Annotated in this window: 25 protein-coding genes; 15 read left to right on the forward strand and 10 right to left on the reverse strand. The window is 72.4% G+C overall.

The genetic code is table 11. The features are described from left to right. Positions 1-28 precede the first annotated feature (28 nt). Genes ACZ49J_RS30875 through hmgA form a run of 4 tightly spaced genes read right to left on the reverse strand, consistent with a single transcriptional unit; the run spans position 29 to position 4612 of the window. Positions 29-1225 (reverse strand): CaiB/BaiF CoA transferase family protein, encoded by a 1197-nt coding sequence (locus ACZ49J_RS30875; protein ID WP_467453775.1) that lies wholly within the window; start codon positions 1223-1225, stop codon positions 29-31. 59 nt (positions 1226-1284) lie between these two features. Next, positions 1285-2475: a type ISP restriction/modification enzyme gene (locus ACZ49J_RS30880; protein ID WP_467453774.1), complete on the reverse strand. Its 1191-nt coding sequence runs from the start codon at positions 2473-2475 to the stop codon at positions 1285-1287. A gap of 12 nt (positions 2476-2487) precedes the next feature. Continuing rightward, positions 2488-3237, reverse strand: coding sequence for a GntR family transcriptional regulator (locus ACZ49J_RS30885; RefSeq protein ID WP_467453773.1), 750 nt, complete (start codon positions 3235-3237; stop codon positions 2488-2490). Positions 3238-3286: 49 nt separating this feature from the next. After that, positions 3287-4612: a homogentisate 1,2-dioxygenase gene (gene hmgA, locus ACZ49J_RS30890; RefSeq protein ID WP_467453772.1), complete on the reverse strand. Its 1326-nt coding sequence runs from the start codon at positions 4610-4612 to the stop codon at positions 3287-3289. A 220-nt stretch (positions 4613-4832) separates the two neighbouring features. On the opposite strand from hmgA, the gene ACZ49J_RS30895 reads away from it, so the two are divergent. The 9 genes from ACZ49J_RS30895 to ACZ49J_RS30935 all read left to right on the forward strand — a co-directional run bounded on the left by ACZ49J_RS30895 (position 4833) and on the right by ACZ49J_RS30935 (position 15857). Next, complete coding sequence (locus ACZ49J_RS30895) at positions 4833-5447, forward strand: nuclear transport factor 2 family protein (protein WP_467453770.1); 615 nt, start codon at positions 4833-4835, stop codon at positions 5445-5447. Beyond that, positions 5444-6064: a TetR/AcrR family transcriptional regulator gene (locus ACZ49J_RS30900; RefSeq protein WP_467453769.1), complete on the forward strand. Its 621-nt coding sequence runs from the start codon at positions 5444-5446 to the stop codon at positions 6062-6064. Before ACZ49J_RS30895 ends, ACZ49J_RS30900 begins: the two co-directional genes overlap by 4 nt. Positions 6065-6169: 105 nt before the next feature. After that, positions 6170-8437 (forward strand): molybdopterin oxidoreductase family protein, encoded by a 2268-nt coding sequence (locus tag ACZ49J_RS30905; RefSeq protein ID WP_467453768.1) that lies wholly within the window; start codon positions 6170-6172, stop codon positions 8435-8437. A 122-nt stretch (positions 8438-8559) separates the two neighbouring features. Next, on the forward strand, positions 8560-10029 hold the full coding sequence (locus ACZ49J_RS30910) for a CitMHS family transporter (protein ID WP_467453767.1): 1470 nt from the start codon (positions 8560-8562) through the stop codon (positions 10027-10029). A gap of 49 nt (positions 10030-10078) precedes the next feature. Then, positions 10079-11323: an MFS transporter gene (locus ACZ49J_RS30915; protein WP_467453766.1), complete on the forward strand. Its 1245-nt coding sequence runs from the start codon at positions 10079-10081 to the stop codon at positions 11321-11323. Positions 11324-11426: 103 nt separating this feature from the next. Then, positions 11427-12416, forward strand: a complete 990-nt coding sequence (locus ACZ49J_RS30920) for a hypothetical protein (RefSeq protein WP_467453765.1) — start codon at positions 11427-11429, stop codon at positions 12414-12416. Next, positions 12403-13098 carry a class F sortase gene (locus ACZ49J_RS30925; protein ID WP_467453764.1) on the forward strand — a complete coding sequence of 232 codons (696 nt, stop codon included), beginning with the start codon at positions 12403-12405 and terminating at the stop codon, positions 13096-13098. The genes ACZ49J_RS30920 and ACZ49J_RS30925 overlap by 14 nt, the downstream gene beginning before the upstream one ends. A gap of 184 nt (positions 13099-13282) precedes the next feature. Beyond that, positions 13283-14671, forward strand: a complete 1389-nt coding sequence (locus tag ACZ49J_RS30930) for an aldehyde dehydrogenase family protein (protein WP_467453763.1) — start codon at positions 13283-13285, stop codon at positions 14669-14671. Between the two features lie 91 nt (positions 14672-14762). Further along, on the forward strand, positions 14763-15857 hold the full coding sequence (locus ACZ49J_RS30935) for a Zn-dependent alcohol dehydrogenase (protein WP_467453890.1): 1095 nt from the start codon (positions 14763-14765) through the stop codon (positions 15855-15857). A gap of 74 nt (positions 15858-15931) precedes the next feature. On the opposite strand, the gene ACZ49J_RS30940 is transcribed toward ACZ49J_RS30935, so the two are convergent. From ACZ49J_RS30940 to ACZ49J_RS30950, 3 genes are all read right to left on the reverse strand, one after another. After that, positions 15932-16912, reverse strand: a complete 981-nt coding sequence (locus ACZ49J_RS30940) for a DMT family transporter (protein ID WP_467453762.1) — start codon at positions 16910-16912, stop codon at positions 15932-15934. A gap of 159 nt (positions 16913-17071) precedes the next feature. Continuing rightward, complete coding sequence (locus ACZ49J_RS30945) at positions 17072-17809, reverse strand: ArsR/SmtB family transcription factor (RefSeq protein WP_467453761.1); 738 nt, start codon at positions 17807-17809, stop codon at positions 17072-17074. Between the two features lie 139 nt (positions 17810-17948). Then, the gene (locus tag ACZ49J_RS30950) at positions 17949-18590 is read right to left on the reverse strand and encodes a TetR/AcrR family transcriptional regulator (RefSeq protein WP_467453760.1); all 642 of its coding nucleotides are present in this window, start codon (positions 18588-18590) and stop codon (positions 17949-17951) included. 88 nt (positions 18591-18678) lie between these two features. On the opposite strand from ACZ49J_RS30950, the gene ACZ49J_RS30955 reads away from it, so the two are divergent. From ACZ49J_RS30955 to ACZ49J_RS30965, 3 genes are all read left to right on the forward strand, one after another. After that, positions 18679-19830, forward strand: a complete 1152-nt coding sequence (locus ACZ49J_RS30955; RefSeq protein ID WP_467453759.1) for an acyl-CoA dehydrogenase family protein — start codon at positions 18679-18681, stop codon at positions 19828-19830. Positions 19831-19918: 88 nt separating this feature from the next. Beyond that, on the forward strand, positions 19919-20206 hold the full coding sequence (locus tag ACZ49J_RS30960) for a YiaA/YiaB family inner membrane protein (protein WP_467453757.1): 288 nt from the start codon (positions 19919-19921) through the stop codon (positions 20204-20206). A gap of 136 nt (positions 20207-20342) precedes the next feature. Further along, on the forward strand, positions 20343-20984 hold the full coding sequence (locus tag ACZ49J_RS30965; RefSeq protein ID WP_467453755.1) for a TetR/AcrR family transcriptional regulator: 642 nt from the start codon (positions 20343-20345) through the stop codon (positions 20982-20984). Here ACZ49J_RS30965 and ACZ49J_RS30970 read toward each other — a convergent pair. Further along, positions 20975-21436 carry a MaoC family dehydratase gene (locus tag ACZ49J_RS30970; protein ID WP_467453753.1) on the reverse strand — a complete coding sequence of 154 codons (462 nt, stop codon included), beginning with the start codon at positions 21434-21436 and terminating at the stop codon, positions 20975-20977. The two genes, ACZ49J_RS30965 and ACZ49J_RS30970, sit on opposite strands and share 10 nt — an antisense overlap. 145 nt (positions 21437-21581) lie before the next feature. Here ACZ49J_RS30970 and soxR point away from each other — a divergent pair, with 145 nt between their 5' ends. Both soxR and ACZ49J_RS30980 read left to right on the forward strand, forming a co-directional pair. Next, positions 21582-22106, forward strand: coding sequence for a redox-sensitive transcriptional activator SoxR (gene soxR, locus ACZ49J_RS30975; RefSeq protein WP_467453752.1), 525 nt, complete (start codon positions 21582-21584; stop codon positions 22104-22106). Positions 22107-22294: 188 nt separating this feature from the next. Beyond that, a complete protein-coding gene (locus ACZ49J_RS30980; RefSeq protein WP_467453751.1) occupies positions 22295-23005 on the forward strand; it encodes a hypothetical protein in 711 nt (236 codons plus the stop codon). On the opposite strand, the gene ACZ49J_RS30985 is transcribed toward ACZ49J_RS30980, so the two are convergent. Then, positions 22975-23703: a 3-keto-5-aminohexanoate cleavage protein gene (locus ACZ49J_RS30985; protein ID WP_467453749.1), complete on the reverse strand. Its 729-nt coding sequence runs from the start codon at positions 23701-23703 to the stop codon at positions 22975-22977. The two genes, ACZ49J_RS30980 and ACZ49J_RS30985, sit on opposite strands and share 31 nt — an antisense overlap. 74 nt (positions 23704-23777) lie before the next feature. Between ACZ49J_RS30985 and ACZ49J_RS30990 the strand changes: the two genes are divergently transcribed. Beyond that, a complete protein-coding gene (locus tag ACZ49J_RS30990) occupies positions 23778-24299 on the forward strand; it encodes a hypothetical protein (RefSeq protein ID WP_467453747.1) in 522 nt (173 codons plus the stop codon). Between the two features lie 204 nt (positions 24300-24503). Here ACZ49J_RS30990 and ACZ49J_RS30995 read toward each other — a convergent pair whose 3' ends face one another. Then, positions 24504-25112, reverse strand: a complete 609-nt coding sequence (locus ACZ49J_RS30995) for a hypothetical protein (RefSeq protein WP_467453746.1) — start codon at positions 25110-25112, stop codon at positions 24504-24506. Positions 25113-25366 lie beyond the last annotated feature (254 nt).

Consider the following 25366-nt stretch of genomic DNA (forward strand, 5'->3'; position numbering starts at 1 on the left):
TCATCAGGGCTCACCGCAAGGCCCGCGCTCAGGCGGCCACACCGTCCCGGCGTAGCGCTGCGATCTCGTCGTCCGTCATCCCCGCGGCACGCAGCAGCGACACGGTGTGTTCCCCGAGCGCGGGCACGGCCCCCATCCGTGCCGTGTCCCCGCCCGGCAGCGTGATCGGGGGCAGCAGCGCCTTCAGCGGCCCGGCCGGCGTTCCCACCTCCCGCCACCGCTCACGGGCCGCCAGCTGCGGATGCTCCGCCACCTCGTGCAGATCCCTCAGGCGCGCGCAGGCGATCCCGGCCGCCTCCAGCCTGGCCACCGCCTCGTCGGTGCCGAGCGCGCCCAGGGCCTTCGCGACCAGCTCGTCCGTCCGTTCGCGGCGCTCGACCCGCGCCGCGTTCGTGGCGAACGCCGGATCGGTCCCGAGCTCCGGCCGCCGGAGCACCTGTGCGGCCAGCCGCCGCCACTCCCGGTCGTTCTGCACCGACAGCAGCACCCGCCCGCCGTCCGCCGTGGTGTAGGCGTCGTACGGGGCGATGACGGCGTGACCGAGGCCCGTGCGCGCCGGGGGAGTCCCGCCGTGCATCGTGTGGTGCAGCGGATGACCCATCCACTCGGCGAGCGCCTCCAGCATCGACACCTCCACCGGACCGCCCCGCCCGGTCGTCCCGCGCCGCACGAGCGCCGCGAGTACCCCCGAGAACGCGTACATGGCCGCCGCGATGTCCGCCGCCGGGATTCCCGCCTTCACCGGCTGCTGAGGCGTCCCCGTCACCGACACCAGCCCCGCCTCGCACTGCACGAGCATGTCGTACGCCCGCTTGTCCGCGTAGGGCCCCGACGCCCCGTACCCCGAGATGTCCACCGCGACCAGCCGCGGGTGCGCGGCGCACAGGGTGGCCGCGTCCAGGCCGAGCCGAGCCGCCGCGCCCTGCGCGAGGTTCTGCACGAAGACGTCCGCGTCCGCCACGAGCCGCCGCACGACCTGAAGCCCCCGCGGGTCCTTCAGGTCAAGGGCGATGGACTCCTTGCCGCGGTTGCACCACACGAAGTGCGAGGCGAGCCCGCCCGCCGCCGTGTCGTAGCCGCGTGCGAAGTCCCCGCCGTCCACCCGCTCGACCTTGATGACGCGGGCGCCGAGGTCGGCGAGCTGCCGGGTGGCGAAGGGGGCGGCGACGGCCTGCTCGACGGCGACGACGGTGATGCCCTCCAGGGGCAGCGGGAGACGGTCCATGGGAGGGATCATGTCCGCCGGCCAGGGGCTTTGTCAGTAAGGACCCTCACTCGCATCCGTCAGATCAGTGTGAACTGACCCTCGGGTCCCTCTTCGTTGTGGTCCAGGACGGACGCGGGCCTGCGGGCCGTGTCCGGTACCGGCAGCACGTTCGCCTTCCGCAGCTCCGCCGTGGTGACCGGGTCCGCCGTCGACAACTCCGCCCGCCCCGCCCCCAGTTCCGCCAGCAGCGCCAGCACCGTCACCAGCTCCAGCAGCTCCGACGTCCACGGCTGGGGCCACGACGTGGGGCGTACCGCCTCCAGTGTGCCCGGCTGAGCCGGTTCCGTGCGGCGGGTGAACCATGCCTCCAGAACCCTGACCCCGCCGACGTGGAAGTCCCAGGCCTCGGCGGGTACGGGGGAGACGCGGCCCTCGCCGATCAGCAGCGCCTCCTCCTCGCGGTCGTAGAGGAGTTCGAGGGGGAGGGCGGGGAGCGGGGCGCGGACGTACGGGCGGCGGCCGCCCGGGAGCTTGGGGCGTTCGCCGTCCCGCCGCATCAGCCACAGGGCCCGGCGCCCCAGCTCGACGCCCCGCGCCCAGGCTTCGGGGTCGGCCGTGAGCGGGACCTCGATGCCGCTCGCCCCGGGGCGAGCGGCGGTCAGGATCCAGGCGAGGACGTCCGCGGGCGCGGGGGAGTGGCCCAGGTGGCCGGCGAGGTGGTCCCGCAGGCCGGGGGCCAGGTTGGGTTCCTGGCCGCCCGGCCGCCGGTACAGGGGGCGGACGCGGCCGGGGCGCGGGCCGTGCGGGGGGTGCAGCGGCACCACGGAGGAGACCACGAGGGCCGGGCCCATGGACTCGGGCGTGACGGTCTGTTCGATGGTGAACACCTGCTGCTCGTCCGCCACCCGCCACAACTCCGGCCGCGCGGAGTCGATCAGCCGGTTGTCCGGGATGAGCCACTGCTCGTCGAAGGGCGCGAGGAGGACCCGTACGGGGTCCGGGCACGGTCCGGACTCCCGGGCCAGCCGCCCCGTGCCGCCGGCCCGGCCCGGCAACTGGGCCACGGCCGAGTGCAGGGTGCGGGAGCGGGTGGGCTCGAACAGGGCCTCGCGGTCGGGTCCCCCGGCCTTCACGAGGGTGTCCCAGCGGGCTTTCAGGGAGGCCGCGTCGGGGGCCGCCGGCCACCTCCGGCCCAGCCGAGGCGGGGCGACGGACCACGGCATGAGGTCCGCCAGCAGCGGAGCGTCGTCGTGCGTCACGCTGGGCATCGTACGACCTCGTCAGTGGGCGTCGAGAGTGACCGTGAAGGAGAAGCGGTCACCGCGGTAGTGGATCACCGCCACGTCCAGCACCCGGCCGTCACCGTCGTAGGTCACGCCCGTGTAGTGCAGGATCGGGCTGAGCAGCGGCACGTGGAGCAGGCGCGCCGTCTCGGGGTCGGCCAGCCGGGCCTCCACGGTGTCGGTGATACGGGCGATGTCCGCGCCCACGACGTCCCGGAGCACCTTCGTCATGGGCCAGCGGACCAGGTCGTCGTGGTCGATGCGTTCGGCGAGTTCGGGGCGGACGTGGTTGCGGGCGTGGTTCGTCGGCTCGCCCGTCACCTCGTCGCCGCGCAGGCGGTGGTACGTCGCCACCTCCGTCAGATCGGGGAAGTACTCGGCCAGTTCGGGCGGAACCGGCGACTTCCCGTGGTCCAGCACCTCCGTCGTCATACCCGACTGCTGCGCCACGATCGCGTCCACCGAGCCGAGCAGCCGTACGGGAGCACCGCGCATGGCGCTCGCCTCGATGAACGTGCCGCGCCGGCGGTGCCGGGTGATCAGCCCCTCGTCCTCCAGCTCCTTCAGCGCCTGCCGCATGGTCAGCACGCTCACGCCGTAGTGCCCGGCGAGCTGTTCCTCGGTCGGCAGGCGCAGCGGGTCCTGGGGCGAACGGCCGAGGATCGAGGCGCGCAGCGACTGCGAAACCTGGTACCAGAGCGGCAGTTTGCGGTTCAGGACGATCGAGTCCGGGGCGAAGGAGGTCACGACGGTATCCGTACCGGTCGAGGGCGCCGGCGTGCAACGGGCGGCGGGGTCAGCCGGCCGCCCGGAAGTGACGTTCGAGGCCCGACCACACGTCGTCGTACGCCCGCTGCAGGTGTCCGGCCCGCGCTGCCTGGTCCGTGGTGGTCACCGGCCAGCGGGTCTCGAACATGAACGCCAGCCCGTCGTCCATCTTCTGCGGCCGCAGCTCCGCGGCGCTCGCCCGGTCGAACGTCTCCCGGTCCGGGCCGTGCGCCGACATCATGTTGTGCAGCGAACCGCCGCCCGGTACGAAGCCCCCTGGACCGGAATTCTTGGCGTCGTACGCGCCCTCGATGAGCCCCATGTACTCGCTCATCACGTTCCGGTGGAAGTACGGCGGGCGGAACGTGTCCTCGCCCACCAGCCAGCGCGGCGCGAAGACGACGAAGTCGACGCCGGCCAGCCCGGGAGTGTCGGACGGGGACGTGAGCACGGTGAAGATCGACGGGTCCGGGTGGTCATAGCTGATGGTGCCGATCACATTGAAACGGCGCAGGTCGTAGACGTACGGCACATAGTTGCCGTGCCAGGCCACCACGTCGAGGGGCGAGTGGTCGTACGTGGCCGTCCAGAGGTTCCCGCAGAACTTGTTCACCACCTCCACCGGGCCTTCCACCTCCTCGTAAGCGGCGACGGGTGCCTGGAAGTCCCGTGCGTTGGCGAGGCCGTTGGCGCCGATGGGGCCCAGGTCGGGGAGGCGGAACGGGGCCCCATAGTTCTCGCACACATAGCCGCGGGCGGAGCCGTCCAGCAGCTCCACACGGAAGCGCACCCCACGAGGGATCAACGCGACGTGGGCGGGCTCCACATGAAGTTGGCCGAATTCGGTGTGCAGCAGCAGTCCGCCGCGCTCGGGGACGATCAGCAGCTCGCCGTCGGCGTCGCTGAAGACGCGGTCCATGGAGGAATCGGCGTGATAGAGGTGCACCGCCATGCCGGTGCGCTGCGTCGCGTCGCCGTTGCCGCCGAGGGTCCACAGGCCGGCGAGGAAGTCCGTGCCCGGGGGCGGCCCGGGCAGCGGGTCCCAGCGCAGCCGGTTCGGGTCGGGCGCCGTCCCGGTGAAGGGGGCCGTGCGGATCGTGCCGTTGTCCGCGCGCGTGAAGGCGGGGTGCGCGGCGGACGGGCGGATCCGGTACAGCCAGGAGCGCCGGTTGTGCGCCCTCGGCTCGGTGAACGCCGTGCCGCTGAGCTGCTCCGCGTACAGCCCCAGTGGGGCGCGCTGGGGCGAGTTGCGGCCGACGGGCAGCGCGCCCGTGACCGCCTCCGAGCTGTGCTCGTTCCCGAAGCCGGAGAGATAGGTCAGTCGCTCGGCGGTCTTCCGTGCGTCCCCGCTCATGATCGCTCCCTCGCGCCTTTTATTCCTATGCTTCACCGTAGGATTCGGCGCGGTGGCGCGCAAGAGGAGGTCGCCGCCACTGGCCCGGGCGGGTGGGATCCCGGCGGCCATGGCGCGAAAGCCGCGGGCGCCCGTCGAAGACCGGCCAAGACCGCCGTAGTACTCAAGAACCCGACTTCAGAAGGATCCGGCTGTCAGAGGGGTGCTCTAGTCTCCCCGCATGTCGTGGACGCGCGGAGGTCTCGCCGCTCTCGCGCTCTGTGCTCTGCTCGGCCTCGTGGCGGCCTGTGGCGACGGTGGCGCGCGGGAGCGGGGGGCAGGGGTGGCGGCCTCACCCGTGGGCACAGTGCTGAACGACACGGACGAGAAGGGACGGCACTACCGTGAGATCGACGAGAAGGGCGCGCCGGAGGTCGGCATCGAGGTCCAGCCGGACACCGGCGGCGGCTGGGACGTACGGCTGACCGTCCGCAACTTCCGTTTCTCGCCCGCCGGTACGAAGCCGGTGGCCGTGGCCGGCCGTGGCGTCGCCGTCCTCTACCTGGACGGCTGCACGCTGGCCCGTCTGCGCACCACCGAGTACCGCCTCCCCGGCGACCTCGTCCCCCGCGGCACGCACCCCCTGACCGCCCGCCTGTACGCCGACGACCACACCGTGTGGTCCGTCGACGGCGAGCCCGTCGAGAGCACGGCGGACATCACGGCGTCGGAGCCGGGTCCAGGACAGGCCGCCGGCGGCCCGGAGGCCGGGGTGAGCGGGGACGGAGCCCCAGCCCGTACCGAAGGGCGTACCTGTACGGGTCGCTCGCCGCACTCCTCCGGAAAGGCACCATGAAGCCCGTGTCCCCAGCGACCTCGCTGCGCCGCGCCCCCGTGCAGCGCCGCAGCGCCGAACGACTGACCAGGATCCTCGACGCCTGCGCCGACCTGCTCGACGAGGTGGGGTACGACGCCCTGAGCACCCGCGCCGTCGCCCTGCGCGCCGGCGTGCCCATCGGCTCGGTCTACCGCTTCTTCGGCAACAAGAGGGCGATGGCCGACGCCCTCGCCGAGCGCAACCTCGACCGCTTCACCGAGCGCGTCACCGAGCGGTTGCGCCACACGGACGGGGAGGCGGGCTGGCGCACGGCCATGGACACCGTCCTCGACGAGTACCTCGACATGAAGCGCACCGCCCCCGGGTTCGCCCTCGTCGACTTCGGCAACCAGATCCCCGTCGGTGCCCGCCAGGCCGAGCCCAACACGCGCGTCGCGGACCGCCTCAGCGAGCTTCTCTCCGGCTACATCGACCGCGCGCCCGACGAGGACCTGCGCCGCACCTTCCTGGTCGCCGTGGAAACCGCGGACACCCTCGTCCACCTCGCCTTCCGTGTCTCCCCGGAGGGCGACGAGGGGATCATCCAGGAGGCGCGCGAGCTGCTGCGGGCCTATCTGGGACGGGTGCTGGACTGAGCGGGGTGGCGAGAGGACGGAACCCGCCGGGAAAGGGGACTCCCCGAGGTGCATACCGGTCGGTATGCTCAACCTGCCCGCGCGCCCACGTCTCCGGGAGACGACATGCCCCGTACCGCCGACACCACCGCAGACTCCCGCACCGCCCTGCGGATATGCCCCCTCTGCGAGGCCACCTGCGGCCTGACCCTCACCATCGAGGGCACCCGGGTGACCCGGGCGCGCGGGGACCGGGACGATGTGTTCAGCAAGGGCTTCATCTGCCCCAAGGGAGCCTCCTTCGGGCAGGCCGACGCAGACCCGGACCGGCTGCGCACGCCACTGGTCCGCGAGGACGGGGAGCTGCGCGAGGCCACCTGGGAGGAGGCGTTCGACGCTGTCGCCGCGGGGCTGCGGCCGGTCGTCGAGGCGCACGGGCCCCACGCCGTCGGTATCGTCCTCGGCAACCCCAACGTGCACACCATGGCCGGCGCCCTCTACCCGGCCGTCCTCCTCGCGGGCCTCGGCACCCGGAGCCTCTTCACGGCCTCCACGGTCGACCAGATGCCCAAGCACGTCTCCAGCGGACTGCTGTACGGCGACGCGAACGCCATCCCCGTACCCGACCTCGACCGCACCGACCACCTGCTGCTCCTCGGCGCCAACCCCCTGGAGTCCAACGGCAGTCTGTGCACGGCCCCCGACTTCCCCGGCAAGCTGAAGGCCCTCAGGGCGCGCGGGGGCACCCTCACCGTCGTCGACCCCCGCCGCACCCGCACCGCGCGGCTCGCCGACCGGCACGTCGCCATCCGGCCCGGCACGGACGCGCTGCTGCTCGCGGCGATGGCGTACGTCCTCTTCGAGGAGAAGCTCGCCGACCTCGGGGAGCTTGCCCCGCACGTGCTGGGCGCCGACGAACTCGCGGCGGTAATCAGGGACTTCGCGCCCGAGGCAGTCGCCGAGGCGTGCGACGTGGACGCGGACACCATCCGTGCCCTCGCCCGGGAGCTGGCCGCCGCGCCCACTGCCGCCGTCTACGGGCGCATCGGCAGCTGCACCGTCCCGCACGGCACCCTCGCCAGCTGGCTCGTGGACGTGCTGAACATCCTGACCGGCAACCTCGACCGGCCCGGCGGGGCCCTCTTCCCGCTGTCCGCCACCGACAGGACACCCCGGCCGGCCGGACCCGGCCGCGGGTTCCAACTCGGGCGCTGGCACAGCCGGGTGAGCGGACACCCGGAGGCCAAGGGCGAGTTGCCGCTGTCCGCCCTCGCCGAGGAGATCGACACCGCGACCGACGAGGGCACGCCCGTACGCGCCGTCATAGCCGTCGCCGCCAACCCGGTCCTGTCCGCCCCCGACGGCGACCGGCTCGACAAGGCCCTCGGCTCGCTGGACTTCATGGTCAGCGTCGACCCGTACCTGAACGAGACCTCGCGGCACGCGCACGTGATCCTGCCCCCGCCGCCGCCCTCGCAGGCCCCGCACTTCGACTTCGCGTTCAACGCCTTCGCCGTGCGCAACCAGGCCCGCTACAGCCCGGCCGCCGTCCCCCTGGAGGACGGCAGGATGCCCGAGACCGAGATCCTGGCACGGCTCGTCCTCGCCGCGACCGGCATGCACGGCGCCGATCCCGTCGCCGTGGACGCGATGGTCATCGACCAGACGCTGGGCAAGGCCGTCAAGGAGGCCCACTCGCCCGTGCACGGGCGCGACCCGCGGGAACTCGCCGCCGCGCTTACCGGGGACACCGGACCCGAGCGGCGGCTCGACATGATGCTGCGCCTCGGCCCGTACGGCGACGGCTTCGGCGCACGACCCGACGGGCTGAACCTGGCCAGGCTGCTCGCCCATCCGCACGGCATCGACCTCGGGCCGCTCCGGCCGCGGTTGCCGCAGCCGCTCAAGACCCCGAGCGGAAAGGTCGAGTTGCTGCCGCGGCCCATCGCCGACGACCTGCCCCGGCTGCGGCAGGCGCTGCGCGCGCGCCAGGACGGGCTCGTCCTCGTCGGGCGCCGGCTCCTGCGGTCCAACAACAGCTGGCTGCACAACGTGCCCGCCCTCACCGGCGGCACGAACCGCTGCACGCTGCACCTCCACCCCGACGACGCCGAACGCCTCGGGATCGCCGACGGGGACGCCGTACGGATCAAGGGCGCCGGGGGAGAGGTCACCGCTCCGGCCGAGGTCACCGACGGCATCCGGCGCGGTGTCGTCAGCCTCCCGCACGGCTGGGGACACGACCGTCCCGGTACCCGCATGAGCCACGCCGCGCTCGACCCGGGCGTCAACGTGAACCAGCTCCTCGACGGCTCCCAGCTCGACCCGCTGTCGGGCAACGCGGTCCTCAACGGCCTACCCGTGGACATCGCACGAGCAGGCACAACGCTGTGACCTGGAGTTTTGCGCTTATTGCTCGCATGTCAACGTCTTGTTAACGCTTGTCGACGGGACCTAACGTCGCTCCAACCGCCGGCCCTGGTGGCTGTTCAAGGGCGAACGTTAGGTATCCACTTATGCTCACCATCCTCGGCTTCGCCATGATCGCGACCTTCCTGGTCCTGATCATGATGAAGAAGATGTCGCCGATCGCGGCACTCGTACTGATCCCCGCGCTCTTCTGCGTCTTCGTCGGAAAGGGTGCCAAGCTCGGCGACTACGTCATCGAGGGGGTGGGCCAGCTCGCGCCCACCGCCGCGATGCTGATGTTCGCCATCGTCTACTTCGGCCTCATGATCGACGTCGGCCTCTTCGACCCGATCGTCCGGGGGATCCTGAAGTTCTGCAAGGCCGACCCGCTGCGCATCGTCGTCGGAACGGCCGTGCTCGCCGCGATCGTGTCGCTCGACGGTGACGGTTCGACCACCTTCATGATCACGGTCTCGGCGATGTACCCGCTGTACAAGCGCCTGAAGATGAGCCTGGTCGTGATGACCGGTGTCGCCGCCACCGCCAACGGCGTGATGAACACGCTGCCCTGGGGCGGCCCGACGGCCCGCGCCGCCACCGCGCTCAAGCTCGACGCCGCCGACATCTTCGTCCCGATGATCCCGGCGCTCCTCGTCGGCCTGCTCTTCGTCTTCGTCCTGTCGTACTTCCTGGGGCTGCGCGAGCGCAAGCGCCTCGGTGTGCTGAGCCTGGACGACGTCCTGGAGCAGGAGAAGATCGTCAAGGACGGCGAGGGCGAGAAGCAGGAGACGGCCGAGACGGTACTCGTCGGCGCGGGTGTCTCCGGCGGCAAGGACGGCGACAAGGGCCGGAAGACCACCGGTGGCGCGGGTTCCGGCACCGACGCGGACGCCGACTCCGCCGAGGACTCGGCCGACGACCACGAGGACGTCCGGCTGCAGGGCCTGGACCCCAACCGCCCGACGCTGCGCCCGAAGCTGTACTGGTTCAACGCGCTGCTCACGGTGGCCCTGCTCACCGCGATGATCATGGAGTGGCTGCCGATCCCGGTGCTGTTCATCCTCGGAGCCGCGCTCGCGCTGACCGTCAACTTCCCGCGCATCGCGGACCAGAAGGCCCGGCTCGCCGCCCACGCCGACAACGTCCTCAACGTCTCCGGCATGGTCTTCGCCGCCGCCGTCTTCACCGGCGTCCTGCAGGGCACCGGCATGGTCGACTCCATGGCCAAGTGGATCGTCGACAGCATCCCGGGCGGCATGGGCCCGCACATGGCGCTCGTCACCGGCTTCCTGAGCCTGCCGCTCACGTACTTCATGTCCAACGACGGCTTCTACTTCGGTGTCCTGCCGGTGCTCGCCGAGGCCGGCGCCGCGCACGGGGTGTCGCCGCTGGAGATCGCCCGCGCCTCGCTCGTCGGCCAGCCCCTGCACATGTCCAGCCCGCTGGTCCCGGCCGTGTACGTGCTCGTCGGCATGGCCAGGGTCGAGTTCGGCGACCACACGAGGTTCGTGGTCAAGTGGGCCGCGATCACCTCACTGATCATCCTCGGCGCGGGCATCGTGTTCGGCATCATCTGAGCCCCGTGGGGCAGTTGAGACAGAGAGAACTCCTGAGGAGGACCGTGTCGTGAGGTCCGGTGGGAACCGCGGCTGGCTGATCCGCCTTGTCGTCGCCTTCAGCTTCGCGCAGGGGGCGGTGTCGATGGCCCGGCCCGCCGTGTCCTACCGGGCCCTCGCGCTGGGCGCCGACGAGCGCGCGGTCGGCGTGATCGCGGGGGTCTACGCCCTGCTCCCGTTGTTCGCCGCCGTACCGCTGGGCCGCCGCACCGACCACGGGCGGTGTGCGCCGCTGCTGCCCGCCGGCGTCGTCCTCATCTCCGGTGGCTGTGTGTTCAGCGGCCTCGCCGACTCGCTGCTCGCGATGGCCGCCTGGAGCGGGGTGATGGGCCTCGGGCACCTGTCCTTCGTCATCGGCGCCCAGTCGATCGTCGCCCGGCAGTCCGCGCCGCAGGAACAGGACCGCAACTTCGGCCACTTCACCATCGGCGCCTCCCTCGGCCAGCTGGCCGGGCCGATCGCCGCCGGCGCCCTGATCGGCGGCCCGGACAGGGCGGGCACGAGCGCGCTCGCCCTGCTCGTGGCGGGCGGGGGAGCCGCGGTGGCGTGCACCTCGCTGTGGCGCATCGAGCACCGTAGGGCCCCCAAGTCCCGTACGAGACAGGGCGACCGGGTTCCCGTCCACCGCATCCTGCGCACCCGGGGCGTGCCCGCGGGCATCCTCATCAGCCTTTCCGTGCTGTCCGCGACCGACGTCCTCACCGCGTACCTGCCGGTGGTCGGCGAGGAGCGCGGTATCGCGCCGTCCGTGATCGGCCTGCTGCTCAGCCTGCGCGCGGCGGCCACCATCGCCTGCCGGCTCGTGATGACGCCCATGCTGCGACTGCTCGGCAGGACCACGCTGCTCACCGTGACCTGCCTCGTGGGCGCCCTGCTGTGCGCCGGGATCGCGCTGCCCGTGCCGGTGTGGGCGCTCGCCGCGATGCTCGCCGCCCTCGGGTTCTGCCTCGGCGTCGGCCAGCCGCTGTCCATGACGACGGTCGTGCAGGCCGCCCCGGACGGCGCCCGCTCCACCGCCCTCGCGCTGCGGCTGACCGGCAACCGGCTCGGTCAGGTCGCCGCCCCCGGCGCCGCGGGTCTGGTCGCCGGTGTCGCCGGGGTCGCCGCGCCGTTCGTGATGCTGGGTGCGCTGTTGCTGCTGTCCTCGGGGATAGCCTTGCGCTCCCCCGCGAGGCCCGGGAACGGGCCGGACGGGGACACAGCCGGCAGTGCCCGGGAGCGCGGGGCGTCCCTGGGCCGGAAGAGCGAAATCTGACGGGCAGTGAAGCGCGGCGCCGACACCGGGCGTCGCGGGTGTGACAAAGAGTCAGTCGGAAGCCCGATTTATGTGACTATCGCCTGACTCTCGGAGGTCTCGCATGCCCACCTCGTCGTCCCTCACACGCCGCGCGGGCGCACGCCCGGGTGTCGCGGCCCTCGCGGCGCTCACCGTGGCGGGAACCGCGTTCTTCGTCGCGCCGACCGCCGCCGCGGCTCCCGGCGACCGCGGCGACATCAAGATCCGCATGACGGAAACCGACGCCCTCCCCCAGGCCGGCCGGCCGAAGGTCTGCGAGTTCTACCTGGAGGCCGTCAACTTCGATTCGGCCCAGGGTCTGTCGTGGGCCATCGAACGGCAGCCGGCGAAGCCAGGCACCGCCCAGCTCTCGGGCCGCGTCCTGCTCACCGACGGTGCGGGGCGGACGGACGACAACCTGGCGCTTCCCGAGGCGCAGTACAAGATCACCTGGCGGGTGGACGGCGGCACGGGCGCCGGGAAGCAGAAGGCCTTCAAGGTCGACTGCACCCGCGAGGCGCCGGCCAGCGCCCACGCGCCGGGCGGCGCCCCCGAGGCGGCCCCCAACGACGGGCCGAACGGTGAGCGGCACGCCGCGCGGGGCGGTGTGCCGAACGCCGTACCCGGCAACGAGGCGGCCGCCGAGCCCCACAGCGGCCCGAACGCCGCGCCCGGGACGGACGCCGAGACCGGCAGCGGCGTCAATGCCGCGCCCGGGACGGCGGCCGCGCCCGAGGCGGAGCGCAACGCCGCGCGTGAGGCCGAGCGCAACGCCGCGTCCGAGGCGGAGCGCAACGCCGCGCCCGAGGCGGAGCGCAACGCCGAGCGCAACGCCGCGTCCGAGGCCGAGCGGAACAGCGCGTCGAAGCCCGAAGCCGCCGGTGAGGCGAACGGCGAACGCAGGAGCGAGGTGAACACCGAGCCGAACGGCGCTCCCCCGGCGGGCGGCGGCGGTCTCGCCCAGGAGCAGGAGTTCGCGCCGGTCGCGGCCGCGGCGGCCGCGGGCCTCGTCGCGGTCGCCGGAGCCGCGTACTTCGGGCTGCGCCGCCGTCGCTCCGATGGCGCGGCGTAGGGGCACTCCGAGGCCCTGGTACCGGACGCGCGCCTACCGCCTGACGCGGACGATCGTGGTGACCGTCTCGCTGGTGGTGGGCGGCGTCCGGTGGGCTCAGGACGAGCCCGCCGACCCCGCCGGGGCCCGGACCGACGCGCGCGGTGTCGGGGCATCGCGCGCGCCGGAGCCCCGGCGGACGCACTCCGAGCTGAGCACCCAGCCGCTTCCGCGGTCGCGCGCGACGCTCATCACCATCCCCTACCTCGGCATCGAGGCCCCCCTGGTCGCCCTCGGCCTCGACCGCCGGGGCAGGCTGACGGCGCCACCGGTGGACGATCCGAAGGCGGCCGGCTGGTACGAGGGCGGCCCCGCGCCCGGTGGATCCGGCACGGTCGTGGTCGTCGGCCACCGCGACACGAAGACGGGACCCGCCGTCTTCGCCGCACTCCACAAGCTCCCGACCGGCCGCCTCGTGGGCGTCCGGCGCGCGGACGGACTCACCGCCGTCTACACCGTGTACGCCACGCGGACCTACGAGAAGGCGCACTTCCCCGACCGGGAGGTCTACGGGCCCCGGTACCGCCCGGAGCTGCGCCTGATCACGTGCGGCGGCCGGTACGACCGGAGGACCGGCTACGCGAGCAACATCGTGGTCTTCGCCCACCTCACGTCCACGAAGGGGCCGACGGGCTCCACCTGAGCGAGGGAGACCCGCGGCGACCGCGCGAGGCTCTCGCGCGGGAGTCCGTGGCCCTCAGGCCGACGACCGGAAGCGGGTCGACTTCTGGTCCTCACGGGTGTGGGATCCTCCGGGGACCCTGGTGACGGAAAACTAACGTCGCTAGTTTAGGGTCCGAGGACGAGGACCGGCCTGGAGGAACGCGATGAAGGCACACGACGGCATGTACATCGACGGCGCCTGGCGCCCCGCCGTCGGTACGGACACGATCGCGGTCGTGAACCCGGCCGACGAGCGGGAGATCGGCCAGGTCCCCGCGGGCACGGCCGAGGACGTCGACGCCGCCGTACGCGCCGCGCGCGCCGCCCTCCCGCGCTGGGCCGCCACCCCGCCCGCCGAGCGGGGCGCCCTGATCGGCGCCCTCCGGGACGTCCTCGCCGCGCGCCAGGACGAGATAGCCGAGACCGTCACGGCCGAGCTGGGGTCCCCGCCGCCGTTCGCGCAGAGGGTGCAGGCGGGGCTGCCGATCACGGTCGCCGGCTCGTACGCCGAACTCGCCGCCACGTACGCCTTCGAGGAGAAGGTCGGGAACTCGACCGTCCATCACGAGCCCGTCGGTGTCGTCGGCGCCATCACGCCCTGGAACTACCCGCTCCACCAGATCGTCGCCAAGGTCGCCCCGGCTCTGGCCGCGGGCTGCACGGTCGTGCTGAAGCCGGCCGAGGACACCCCGCTGACCGCCCAGCTCTTCGCGGAGGCGGTGGACGAGGCGGGCATCCCGGCCGGCGTCTTCAACCTCGTCACCGGGCTCGGCCCGGTCGCCGGCCAGGCGCTCGCCGAGCACGAGGGAGTGGACCTGGTGTCCTTCACGGGCTCCACGGCGGTCGGCCGGCGGATCGCCGCGACCGCCGGAGCGGCGATCAAGAAGGTGGCGCTGGAACTCGGCGGCAAGTCCGCCAACGTCATCCTGCCGAGCGCCGACCTCGACCGCGCCGTGGCCACCGGCGTGGCCAACGTCATGTCCAACTCCGGCCAGACGTGCAGCGCCTGGACCCGCATGCTCGTCCACACCTCGCAGTACGAGCGGGCGGTCGAGCTGGCCGCCGAGGCCGCCGGGAAGTACGGCGACCGCATCGGACCGCTGGTCAGCGCCAAGCAGCGGGAACGGGTGCGCGGGTACATCGAGAAGGGCGTCGCGGAGGGCGCGCGGCTGGTCGCGGGCGGCGCGGAATCCCCGCGGGAACAGGGCTACTTCGTCAGCCCCACCGTCTTCGCGGACGTGACGCCCGAGATGACCATCGCGCAGGAGGAGATCTTCGGCCCGGTGCTCTCGATCCTCCGCTACGAGGACGAGGACGACGCCGTACGGATCGCCAACGGCACGGCGTACGGGCTCGCGGGCGCCGTATGGGCGGGCGAGGAGGCGGAGGCCGTGGCCCTCGCGCGCCGGCTCGACACCGGCCAGGTGGACATCAACGGCGGCCGCTTCAACCCCCTCGCCCCCTTCGGCGGATACAAGCAGTCGGGCGTGGGGCGCGAACTCGGCGCGCACGGGCTGGCCGAGTACCTCCAGACCAAGTCCCTCCAGTTCTGAGCGCGGGGAGCCGTACGCCGTGAACGCCGTGAACGCCGTGAACGCCGTGAACGCCGTGAACACCGCGAACGCCGTGAACACCGCGAATGCCGTGGCCGGTACCGTCGTCCGGGCCGCCGTCCTTCCCGCCGTCGGGGCTCCGCTGGAGATCACCCGGATCGAACTGCCGCCGCCCGGCCCCGGGCAGGTACGGGTCCGGCTGGCCGCCGCCGGGGTCTGTCACTCCGACCTGTCCCTCTCCGACGGCACCATGCGGGTGCCGGTGCCCGCCGTGCTCGGCCACGAGGGCGCGGGCACGGTCGTGGCCGTCGGTTCCGACGTCACCCATGTCGCGGTCGGCGACGGGGTCGTCCTCAACTGGGCGCCTTCCTGCGGCAGTTGCCACGCCTGCGGGCTTGGCGAGGTGTGGCTGTGCGCGAACGCGCTGACCGGTGCCGGGGACGTGTACGCGAGGCGGGTGCCCGATGGGGCCGACCTCCATCCCGGCCTGAACGTGGCCGCGTTCGCGGAGGAGACGGTGGTCTCCGCCGGCTGTGTCCTCCCCGTACCGGACGGTGTCCCGCTCACCGACGCGGCCCTGCTCGGCTGCGCCGTGCTCACCGGGTACGGGGCCGTCCACCACTCGGCGAAGGTGAGGCCGGGCGAGACCGTGGCGGTGTTCGGCGCCGGGGGCGTCGGGCTGGCCACGCTCCAGTCGGCGCGGATCGCGGGTGCCGAGCGGCTGATCGCCGTGGACGTCTCCCCGGCCAAGGAGGAACTGGCCCGGTCGGCGGGCGCGACGGACTTCGTCCTCGCGTCCGAGAACACGGCGCGTGAGATCCGCGCGCTCACCGGCAGGCAGGGAGTGGACGTGGCCGTGGAGTGTGTCGGCCGTGCGGCCACCATCCGTGCGGCCTGGGACTCCACGCGGCGCGGTGGCCGCACCACGGTCGTCGGTATCGGCGGCAACGACCAGCAGGTCACCTTCAACGCCCTGGAGATCTTCCACTGGGGCCGCACCCTTTCGGGCTGCGTGTACGGCAACTCCAACCCGGCGCGGGACCTGCCGGTCCTGGCCGAGCTCGTGCGCGCGGGTGAACTGGACCTGGGGGCGCTGGTCACGGAACGGATCGGGCTGGACGGGGTCGCGGGGGCGTTCGAGAACATGGTGGCGGGGAAGGGCGGGCGGGCGTTGGTGGTGTTCTAGCCCGGGGGCGCGGCCCAGGTGTTTCCCCGCCCCCGCCGCGGGCCGCCGGTCCCACCGGCTCGCCGCGGCGGGAATCAGGTCCGTTCCGGCTCCGGCCGCGACGCCGGGAGTTTCTCCGGGGTCGCGGCTCCACGCGTCGTACGGGCGCGGGACCTGGAGACGGCCACCCCGGCCAGACACAGCACACCACCCGCCAGGGTGAGCAGCCCCGGCACCTCGTCCAGTGCCAGCCACGACATCAGCACCACCAGCGCGGGCACCGCGTACGTGGTCGCGCCCATCCGGCTGGCGGTCGTACGGGCCAGGGCGTACGCCCACGTCGTGAAGGCCAGCGCGGTCGGGAACACACCCAGGTAGACCATGTTGAGAGTCGCGGAGAGCGGCGCGTCGCCCGCTTCCGTCACCAGCTGCCCCGCGAACGGCAGGCACACCACCGCACCGACGAGGCAGCCGAACGTCGTCACCTGCAGCGCGCTCGCCCGCCCGAGCGCCGGCTTCTGCGCGACGACGCCACCCGCGTACCCGACGGCCGCCAGCAGGCACAGAACGACGCCCAGGACCGATGATCCGCCCCCACCGGACATCGACAGTCCCACGGTGACCGCGCCCGCGAACGACACCGCCATGCCCGCGAGCAGCCGAGGCGGCATCCGGTCGCCCAGCAGGCGGGAACCGAGCAGGGCGATGAGAATCGGGCCGATGTTGACGACCAGGGCCGCCGTGCCGGCGTCGACCTGTTGCTCGCCCCAGTTGAGAGCCACCATGTAGAAGCCGAACCACAACAGCCCGGATATCAGGATCCCCGGCCACGCGGCGCGCGGCGGCCACCCCTCCCTGCGCACCAGGCAGATGATCCCGAGCGCCACCGCCCCCGCCAGCAGCCGCCCGAGTGCCAGCGCGCCCGGCGAGTACGCGGTGCCGGCACTGCGGATCGACACGAACGCGGACGCCCATAACACGACGGTGACCGTGGCGGCGGCCGCGGCGAGCAGTTCGGAACGGCGGGTGGACGAGGTGGCCGGGGCGGCACGGTCGGCGGACGCGGTGGTCATCATGCTCCTGAGGCTAGGCGGGGCAGGGGAGTCGGGGCTCGCGGATTTCGGACGGGGCGGTGCGGGGCGGCGCCGCGGCGAGGGCGAGTGGGGTGGGAGAAGAGCAGGCCAAGTCAGGGTGGCCGGAGCCGGTAGGGGCAGCCGGGAGCTGTTCGGCGCGGTTCAGCGAAACGATCCCGGCTCGATGCCCAGCAGCTCCGCGAAGGCCCGCTCGCCCTCCGGGGTGACCTTCACCGCCCGCTGGGAGCCGACGCGTACGCACCAAGCGGTGGTCAGCGCGTGGCGGCACAGGGCGGCGCCCGCGACGCCCGCGAGGTGGGGGCGGCGTTCGGTCCAGTCGAGGCAGGCGCGCGCGAGGGGGCGGCGGCCCGTACGCACCAGGTCGATGCCTGCGTCGGCGAACCACGCCAGGCCGGTGTCCGTGAGGGCGAAACCGGTGTCCTGGCGGAGGAGTCCGTGGTGGGTCAGGGCGTCGGTGACGGTGATGCCGAGGCGGCCGGCGAGGTGGTCGTAGCAGGTGCGGCCGCGGGCCATCGCGGACCGGGTGGTGGCGGCGCGGAGGGTGCCGGGGCGCTGGGCGGGGGAGAGGGGGCGGGTGTGGGAGGCGAGGTCCTCCACGAGTTGGGCGATGCGGGGACCGGCCAGCCGGACGTATCGGTGCCGGCCCTGGCGCTCTTCGGCGAGCAGGCCGCCGGCCACGAGCTTGCCGAGATGCTCGCTGGTGGTGGAGGGGGCGACGTCCGCGTGCCGGGCGAGTTCACCGGCGGTCCAGGCGCGGCCGTCCAACAGGGCGAGGAGGCACGCGGCGCGCGTCTCGTCGGCGATCAGCCCGGCGAACGCGGCCAGTTCGGCGGCGCCGCTGCCGCGGGATCGCGGGTGATCGGAGCTCCTGCGGGTCATGTCCACCAGCATGCGTCACGGACGTTTCGGTGGCGGCCGAAGTGTGCGATACGGGGTGGCGGGTGCCTCCGGTGGTTGAGGGGTGGTTGCGGGGCGTCGTGGCTGGTCGCGCAGGAGCGCGGCGGACGACACCGAACGCTCACACCCCCGGAGGGAGCCGTTCGAACTGGGCGGTCAGGCCGTCCAGCAGCGCCGTCAGCCCCGTCTCGAAGGCCCGGTCGTCGATCTTTTCCTGCTGGTCGGCGAGCAGGTGGGCCTGGCCGAGGTGCGGATAGGCGGCCGGGTCGTACGCCGCCTCGTCGTCGACGAAACCGCCGGCGAACGACCCGAGGGCGGAGCCCATGACGAAGTAGCGCATGAGGGCGCCGATGGACGTGGCCTGGGCCGGAGGCCAGCCCGCCCTCACCATCGCGCCGAAGACCGCGTCGGCCAGCCGGAGTCCGGCCGGACGCCGGCCGGGGCCACGGGCGAGGACGGGGACGATGTTCGGGTGGTCGCGCAGAGCGGCCCGGTAGGAGACGGCCCAGTCGTGCAGGGCGGTGCGCCAGTCACGCCCGTCCTCGAACATCGACAGGTCGACCTGCGCGCTCACCGAGTCCGCCACGGCCTCCAGGATCTGGTCCTTGGTGCGGAAATGGTTGTAGAGCGAAGGGCCGCTCACGCCCAGCTCGGCGGCGAGCCGTCGGGTGGACACCGCCGCGAGGCCCTCCGCGTCCACCAGCGTCCGTGCCGTGGCGACGATCCGGTCGGTGCTCAGGAGGGGCTTGCGCGGTCTGGCCATGGCGCACATAGTAGGGCCGCGGGCATTAAACTAGCAGTGGTAATTAAAGGGCCGAGGCCCTTGTCCTGAACTCCTGAGGGGGCCTGTGGTGAACCTGGAGCTCGGTGAGGAGCACGTCGCGGTCCGGCAGCTCGCCAGGGACTTCGTGGCCCGCGAGATCGCTCCGTACGTCACCGAGTGGGACCGCGCCGAGGCCGTCGACCGCGGGATTGTGAAGCGGCTCGGCGAGGTCGGCTTCCTCGGGCTCACCGTCGACGAGGAGTACGGCGGCTCCGGCGGCGACCATCTCGCGTACTGCCTGGTCACCGAGGAGCTGGGGCGGGGGGACTCCTCCGTGCGCGGCATCGTCTCCGTCTCGCTCGGGCTCGTCGCCAAGACCGTCGCGCACTGGGGGAGCGAGGAGCAGAAGCGGCAGTGGCTGCCGGGGCTCACGTCGGGGGAGCGGCTGGGCTGCTTCGGGCTCACCGAGCCCGGTACGGGGTCCGACGCGGGCAGTCTGGCCACCCGGGCGGTGCGGGACGGCGACGACTACGTCATCAGCGGCTCCAAGATGTTCATCACCAACGGGACCTGGGCCGACGTGGTGCTGCTCTTCGCGCGGTCCACCGACGCCCCGGGGCACCGGGGCGTCTCCGCCTTCCTCGTGCCCGCGGACTCGCCCGGACTGACCCGCCGGACCGTTCACGGCAAGCTCGGTCTGCGGGGCCAGGCCACCGCCGAGCTGGTGCTCGACGGCGTACGGGTGCCCGCGAGCGCCATGCTGGGCCCCGAGGGCAAGGGGTTCACCGTGGCCATGTCCGCGCTGGCCAAGGGGCGGATGTCGGTGGCCGCGGGCTGTGTCGGCATCGCCCAGGCCGCGCTGGACGCCGCCGTGACGTACGCGACCGAGCGCGAGCAGTTCGGGAAGACCATCGCCCACCACCAGCTGGTACAGGAGCTGATCAGCGACATCGCCGTGGACGTCGACGCGGCGCGGCTGCTCGCCTGGCGCGTCGCCGACCTCGTCGACCGCGGGCTGCCCTTCGCCACCGAGTCCAGCAAGGCCAAGCTCTTCGCCTCCGAGGCCGCCGTACGCGCCGCCAACAACGCCCTGCAGGTCTTCGGCGGGTACGGCTACATCGACGAGTACCCGGTCGGCAAACTGCTGCGGGACGCGCGCGTGATGACCCTGTACGAGGGCACCAGCCAGATACAGAAGCTGGTCATCGGACGCGCGCTGACCGGGGTTTCGGCCTTCTGAGCGGAGCCCGCGCGTGCTCACCGTCTGAGTACGCGGGTGAGTATCCCGACGGATGTGGCGCCCGTCACGCTCGCCGATCCTTGTCCGCATGAGCGAGACACCCGTCAAGCAGCAGTCCACCGCCGCCTACTTCGGTCAGGCCGTCGCCTCCTTCGTCGTCGCCATGGTGGCCACGGCGATCGGCATCTTCCAGCTGGAGGCCGACGCCTGGGTGCGCGCCTTCCTCGGCATCGCCGTCCTGTACCTGGTCACGTCGGCCTTCACCCTGGCCAAGGTGATCCGGGACAAGCAGGAGGCCGGGCAGATCGTCAGCCGCGTCGACCAGGCGAGGCTGGAGAAGCTGCTCGCCGAGCACGACCCGCTCGCCAAGCTCTGACCGCCACTTCCTCAGCTCTGACCGCCCTTCCCCCGGCTCCGACCGCGTTTCGTACCGCCCTGAACGGGCACTCTAAGCGAGCGCTCACCTTCGGAGGTATGGTGTTGACCCTGCCATGGGAAGGGGCGAACGAGCGATGAGTACGGCGGAGGAGACGGCCGGCAGTGAGGCGCAGCCATGGGGTGAGGTCACCCCGGACGCGGCCCGGCGGCTGCTCGTCGCCGCGGTGGAGGCCTTCGCCGAGCGCGGATACCACGCGACGACGACCCGTGACATCGCGGGCCGCGCGGGCATGAGCCCGGCCGCGCTCTACATCCACTACAAGACCAAGGAAGAGCTGCTCCACCGGATCAGCCGCATCGGGCACGAGAAGGCGCTCGAGGTGCTGCGGACGGCCGCCGCGAGCGAGGGCGGCCCGGCCGAGCGGCTCGCCGAGGCCGTACGGTCCTTCGTGCGGTGGCACGCCGGGCAGCACACCGTCGCCAGGGTCGTGCAGTACGAGCTGGACGCCCTCGGTCCCGACGCACGAGCCGAGATCGTGGCCCTGCGGCGGCAGAACGACGCGGCCGTGCGCGGCATCATCGAGGACGGCGTCGCGGCGGGCGACTTCGACGTCCCCGACGTGAAGGGCACCACGATCGCCGTCCTGTCGCTGTGCATCGACGTCGCCCGCTGGTTCAACGTGAACGGCCCCAGGACACCCGACGAGGTCGGCGCGCTGTACGCCGACCTCGTGCTGCGGATGGTGGGAGCCAAGGGTGAGAGGGGTCAGAAGTAGTACCGGGACACCGACTCGGCCACGCACACCGGCTTGTCCCCGCCGTCGCGCTCGACCGTGACCGCGGCCGTGACCTGTACGCCACCGCCCGCCTCGGTGACCTCCTTCAGGACCGCCGTGGCGCGCAACCGTGAACCCACCGGCACGGGGGCCGGGAACCGCACCTTGTTCGTGCCGTAGTTGACACCCATCTTGATGTTGTCGACCTTCAGCACCTGCGGCACCAGCAGTGGCAGCAGCGACAGGGTGAGGTACCCGTGCGCGATGGTCGTCCCGAAGGGGCCCGCCGCGGCCTTCTCCGGATCCACATGGATCCACTGGTGGTCGCCCGTGGCGTCCGCGAACAGGTCGATCCGCTTCTGGTCGATCTCCAGCCAGTCGCTGTACCCCAGCTGCTCGCCGACCGCCGCCTTGAGCTCGTCGGCGGACGTGAACGTCCTCGGTTCTGCCATGCTTCGGCCTCCCGTATCCCGTGTGCCTGCGCCGCTCGCTGCGCCACTCGTTTCGGACATCACTCTAAGCAACTGCTTAGCATGGTCGGGGTCGGGACACCTGTCAACGGCCCGGCCGGGTGACTGGGTCGGTAGGCTCTGAGGGGTGCCTCAGATTCCGGAGAAGATCCACGAGTTGACCGTCGGCCAGCTGTCGGCCCGCAGCGGCGCCGCGGTATCCGCCCTGCACTTCTACGAGTCCAAGGGGCTGATCACCAGCCGCCGCACCTCCGGCAACCAGCGCCGCTACAGCCGTGACGCGCTGCGCCGGGTGGCTTTCGTCCGGGCCGCCCAGCGCGTCGGCATCCCGCTCGCCACCATCCGCGAGGCCCTCGCCGAACTGCCCGAGGAGCGCACCCCCACCCGCGAGGACTGGGCGCGCCTGTCCGAGGCCTGGCGGTCGGAGCTGGACGAGCGCATCAAGCAGCTCAACCGGCTCCGCGACCACCTCACCGACTGCATCGGCTGCGGCTGCCTGTCGCTGGAGAGCTGCGTCCTGTCCAACCCCGACGACGCCTTCGGAGAGCGGGCGAGCGGCTCCCGCCTCATGGTGGAGCACAAGACCCCCGGTGTACGGCGGCAGCCGCGTCGGAGGCCCGAGCCGCGGGAGGAGCCCGGGAACCGCTGCTGAGCGGCCCCGGGCTTCCCGGCCCCACGAGTCCCCCGACCCCGTGGGGAGTCACTGGTACGCGGTCCCGCCCTCGCGCACAACTGTCCATGGGGGAAAGGAATGGAGCGAGCGGATTTGCGGCTGGTAGGGTCGCGCTCTTCGGCCGGCGGTGACCCGCCCGGCACGGAGTCCTGACGGGACCGACGCCCATGCGCTCACCCGGCCTCGACGCCGCGCTCGCGGCGATCGACACGGTCTTCGACGGCTTCGCCAGTCCCACCGAGACGGGCTGCGGCTGCTGCTTCCCGTCCGGCGAGACCGAGTACCTGCGCGCTCCCGACCGCCGTGTGCCGCTCGACGTCCTGAACGGCTTCGTCTTCAAGGCCGCCGACCACTTCGACGACCACGCCGCCGTGATGCGGCGGCTCCTGCCGCAGTGTGCGCGGGCCATGGCGGACGGCACGTTGAACCGGATCGGGGACGGCTACCACGGCCTGATCCGCACCGACTGGCGGTCCTGGCCCGCCGAGCAGGCCCACGCCGTCGAGGCCTTCCTGCACGCCTGGTGGCAGGACGCCCTGACGCAGCGGGAGCCGCCGTACCGGATCGAGGAGATCTTCGACACCTGCGTCACGATCAGCCGGTCGGTGAAGCCGTGGCTCGACAACTGGCCTCGGACACCGGTCGCGGATGCCCACCTCGTGCGGTGTGCCGACGACTGGCTCTACAACCTGATCGGTGACGCCACCCCATTCGGCTGGTGGCTCGGGGAGGGCGAGGACGCGGCGGCCGCCGAACTGGGGGACTGGCTCGTCCGGCACGGCTCCGGACGGCTGCGTGCCCTGGGGGCGGCCGACCTCGCCACTCACGCCGAACTCCTCGCCCTGCCCTACGAGGAGCGCTGGGACCGCCCGTACTGAGCCAGCCCCTCCGCCACCAGCTGAGCGTTCGACCGCGCCCTTTCCCCGTCCGGCAGGACGAGCGTGTCCTCCAGGCCTGTCCGGGTGGCGAGGCCGAGCCGACCCGCCAGGCGCAGCACCGGCCAGGCACCGTCCTCCTCGCCGTGCAGCAGGACGGGACGGCCGTGGGCGGCGCCGAGTTCGGTGAGGAGTGCGTGGGCCGACTGCTCCGCCGTGTGCGCCGAGGGGTCCGTGACCTCGGCGAGGACGCGCAGGACCCGAGGGCCCAGGGGGGACGCGGCGAACCGCGCGGCTCCGTCCGTGCCGGACCAGATGCCGGCCTCCACGCCTATGCCGCGCTCCATGAGCGCCGCCGCGACCTCCTCCGCGCCCGGTTCGTGCCAGTTGACGGAGGCGTGGTCGGGTAGGACGGTCCAGGAGAGCACGCGCTTCACCCGGGCCGCCGGGTCGGGCTCGGCCCAGGCGCCCGTGGTCACCCCGATCGGCACACGCACTCTCGACCGTATCTCCACAACCGTCGCCGCAACCGCTTGCTCCGCCAATGTGTCATGCCCACAAGGGGACTTGGGGTGGACGTGCACGTCGGACGCCCCGACCGCCACGGCCTCGGCCGCGGAGTCGGCCATCGACCCCGGGGACAGAGGCACCACCGCACCATCGCCCGATCCCCGGGCGCCGTTCAGGCAGACCTGCAGCATGCCCCCGATGGTGCCAGGCGCCACTGACAACGCACCGAGGTCCGAGGAGGCCCCGGAGTAGAACAGGAGTACCGATGAGCGTCGTCGTCAGCTCGTTGAAGTGGGATGCCGCGCGGTCGGGGGCACAGAAGATCACGTACGACAAGGACGGCTACCACCTCGTGCGCTTCCCGTACGAGGACGAGGGCGAGTCGTACGACCCCTGGAAGATGCACGACCCGGCGCACGGTGGCGACGAGCCCTCGGCGTACCCGGATGAGCGCTCCGGGTTGATCTGGCCCAGCCATGACGGCTGGGGCGTGCTCTCCGCGATGGTGTTCTGGGCGGCGGACCCCCGCGCCGTCGAGTACCGGGCACGGTTCGTCCGCGACCCGCTGAACTCGGCCAAGGACGGGTACGACTCGACGGCCACCAGCGACAGCACGATCACCCGGGGCGGCCAGTACCGCACCTACCTGTGGCAGATGTTCGTGCGCAAGGGGACACCCCTCGGTCTGAAGGTGTCGGCGCGCGGACTGAGAGACGCGAGGATCAGGACAGCGATCACGCTCGCCGAGTTCAAGCTCGCGATCCACACCGACGTCGCGACCCCGTGACCGGTCGAGGGGCAAGGGCCGCGCGCTCATCACGCGAGGGTGCGGCATCCCCGGGCGCACCCCGCCGCGCACGGTCGCACCAGGGCGCCTGAAGGCGCCCCAGCCGGTGTCGAGAGACCGACCGTGCTCACCCCCTGCGGGCCTGCGTGCTCCCTCAGGCAGCAGGGGTCCCCCATGCCTCTCGACACCCGTGCGCCCGCTCGGCTACGCCGATACGAGCAGCCGCGCCCGTGTGCGCCTGGCGTGCGCCAGGGCCTCGCGTGTCAGCACGGGCCGCGGCACCACGATCCCGCACTCCGTGCAGACCGGGCCCGACGACGGTTCATGGGCCAGGTCGTACTTCCACGTGAGGTGCTCGCCCTCGCACACCGGACACACCGAGCCCGGTTCGCGCTCCAGTGCGGCGATGAGCCGGCGCAGCACCTCGGCCAGTGGTTCATGGGGGTGGACATGTGGATCGTCGCACCAGGCCACGCCGAATCCACCCCAGGTCAGCCGGTGCCAGTCGTCCACGCTGCCCGGCCTGCGCAGCCCGTCGTGCTTCTCCTTCTTGCGGCGCCGCGCGAACTCCCCCTCGTAGGCGAGCCAGACGGAGCGGGCCTCCTCCAGCTCGTCCAGTGCGGCCACGAGCCGCGCTGGATCCGGGGAACGGTCCTCGGGACCGAACCCGGCCCGGGAGCACAAATGGTCCCAGGTCGCCCGATGTCCGTACGGAGCGAACCTCTCAAGGCACTTGCGCAGCGAATAACGCCGCAGTGCCAAGTCGCACCTCGGATCGCGCACCTGTCTCGCCAGACTCCTGAAGCCGGCCATCGCCCTGCACCTCCGTCACACCTGCACCTGCACTTCGGTCACTTCGGCGTCGTCCGTTCGGACGTCGCCGAATAGACGTATCGACACGCGATTCGGCTCCATCCGATTTCGGATGGCCCCCCATAAGCCATCCGCCGAGCGGTTCTCGGCCCGTTTCTGCCCTGCCGTCGGCCCGTGTCGGGCGGCCGGCGGCCGTGGCGATGAGAAAAAGTTGACGCTTGCTCATCTTCAAACTCGGGGATACCGGCGGTAAC

The sequence above is a fragment of the Streptomyces sp. NPDC030840 genome (assembly GCF_055572015.1).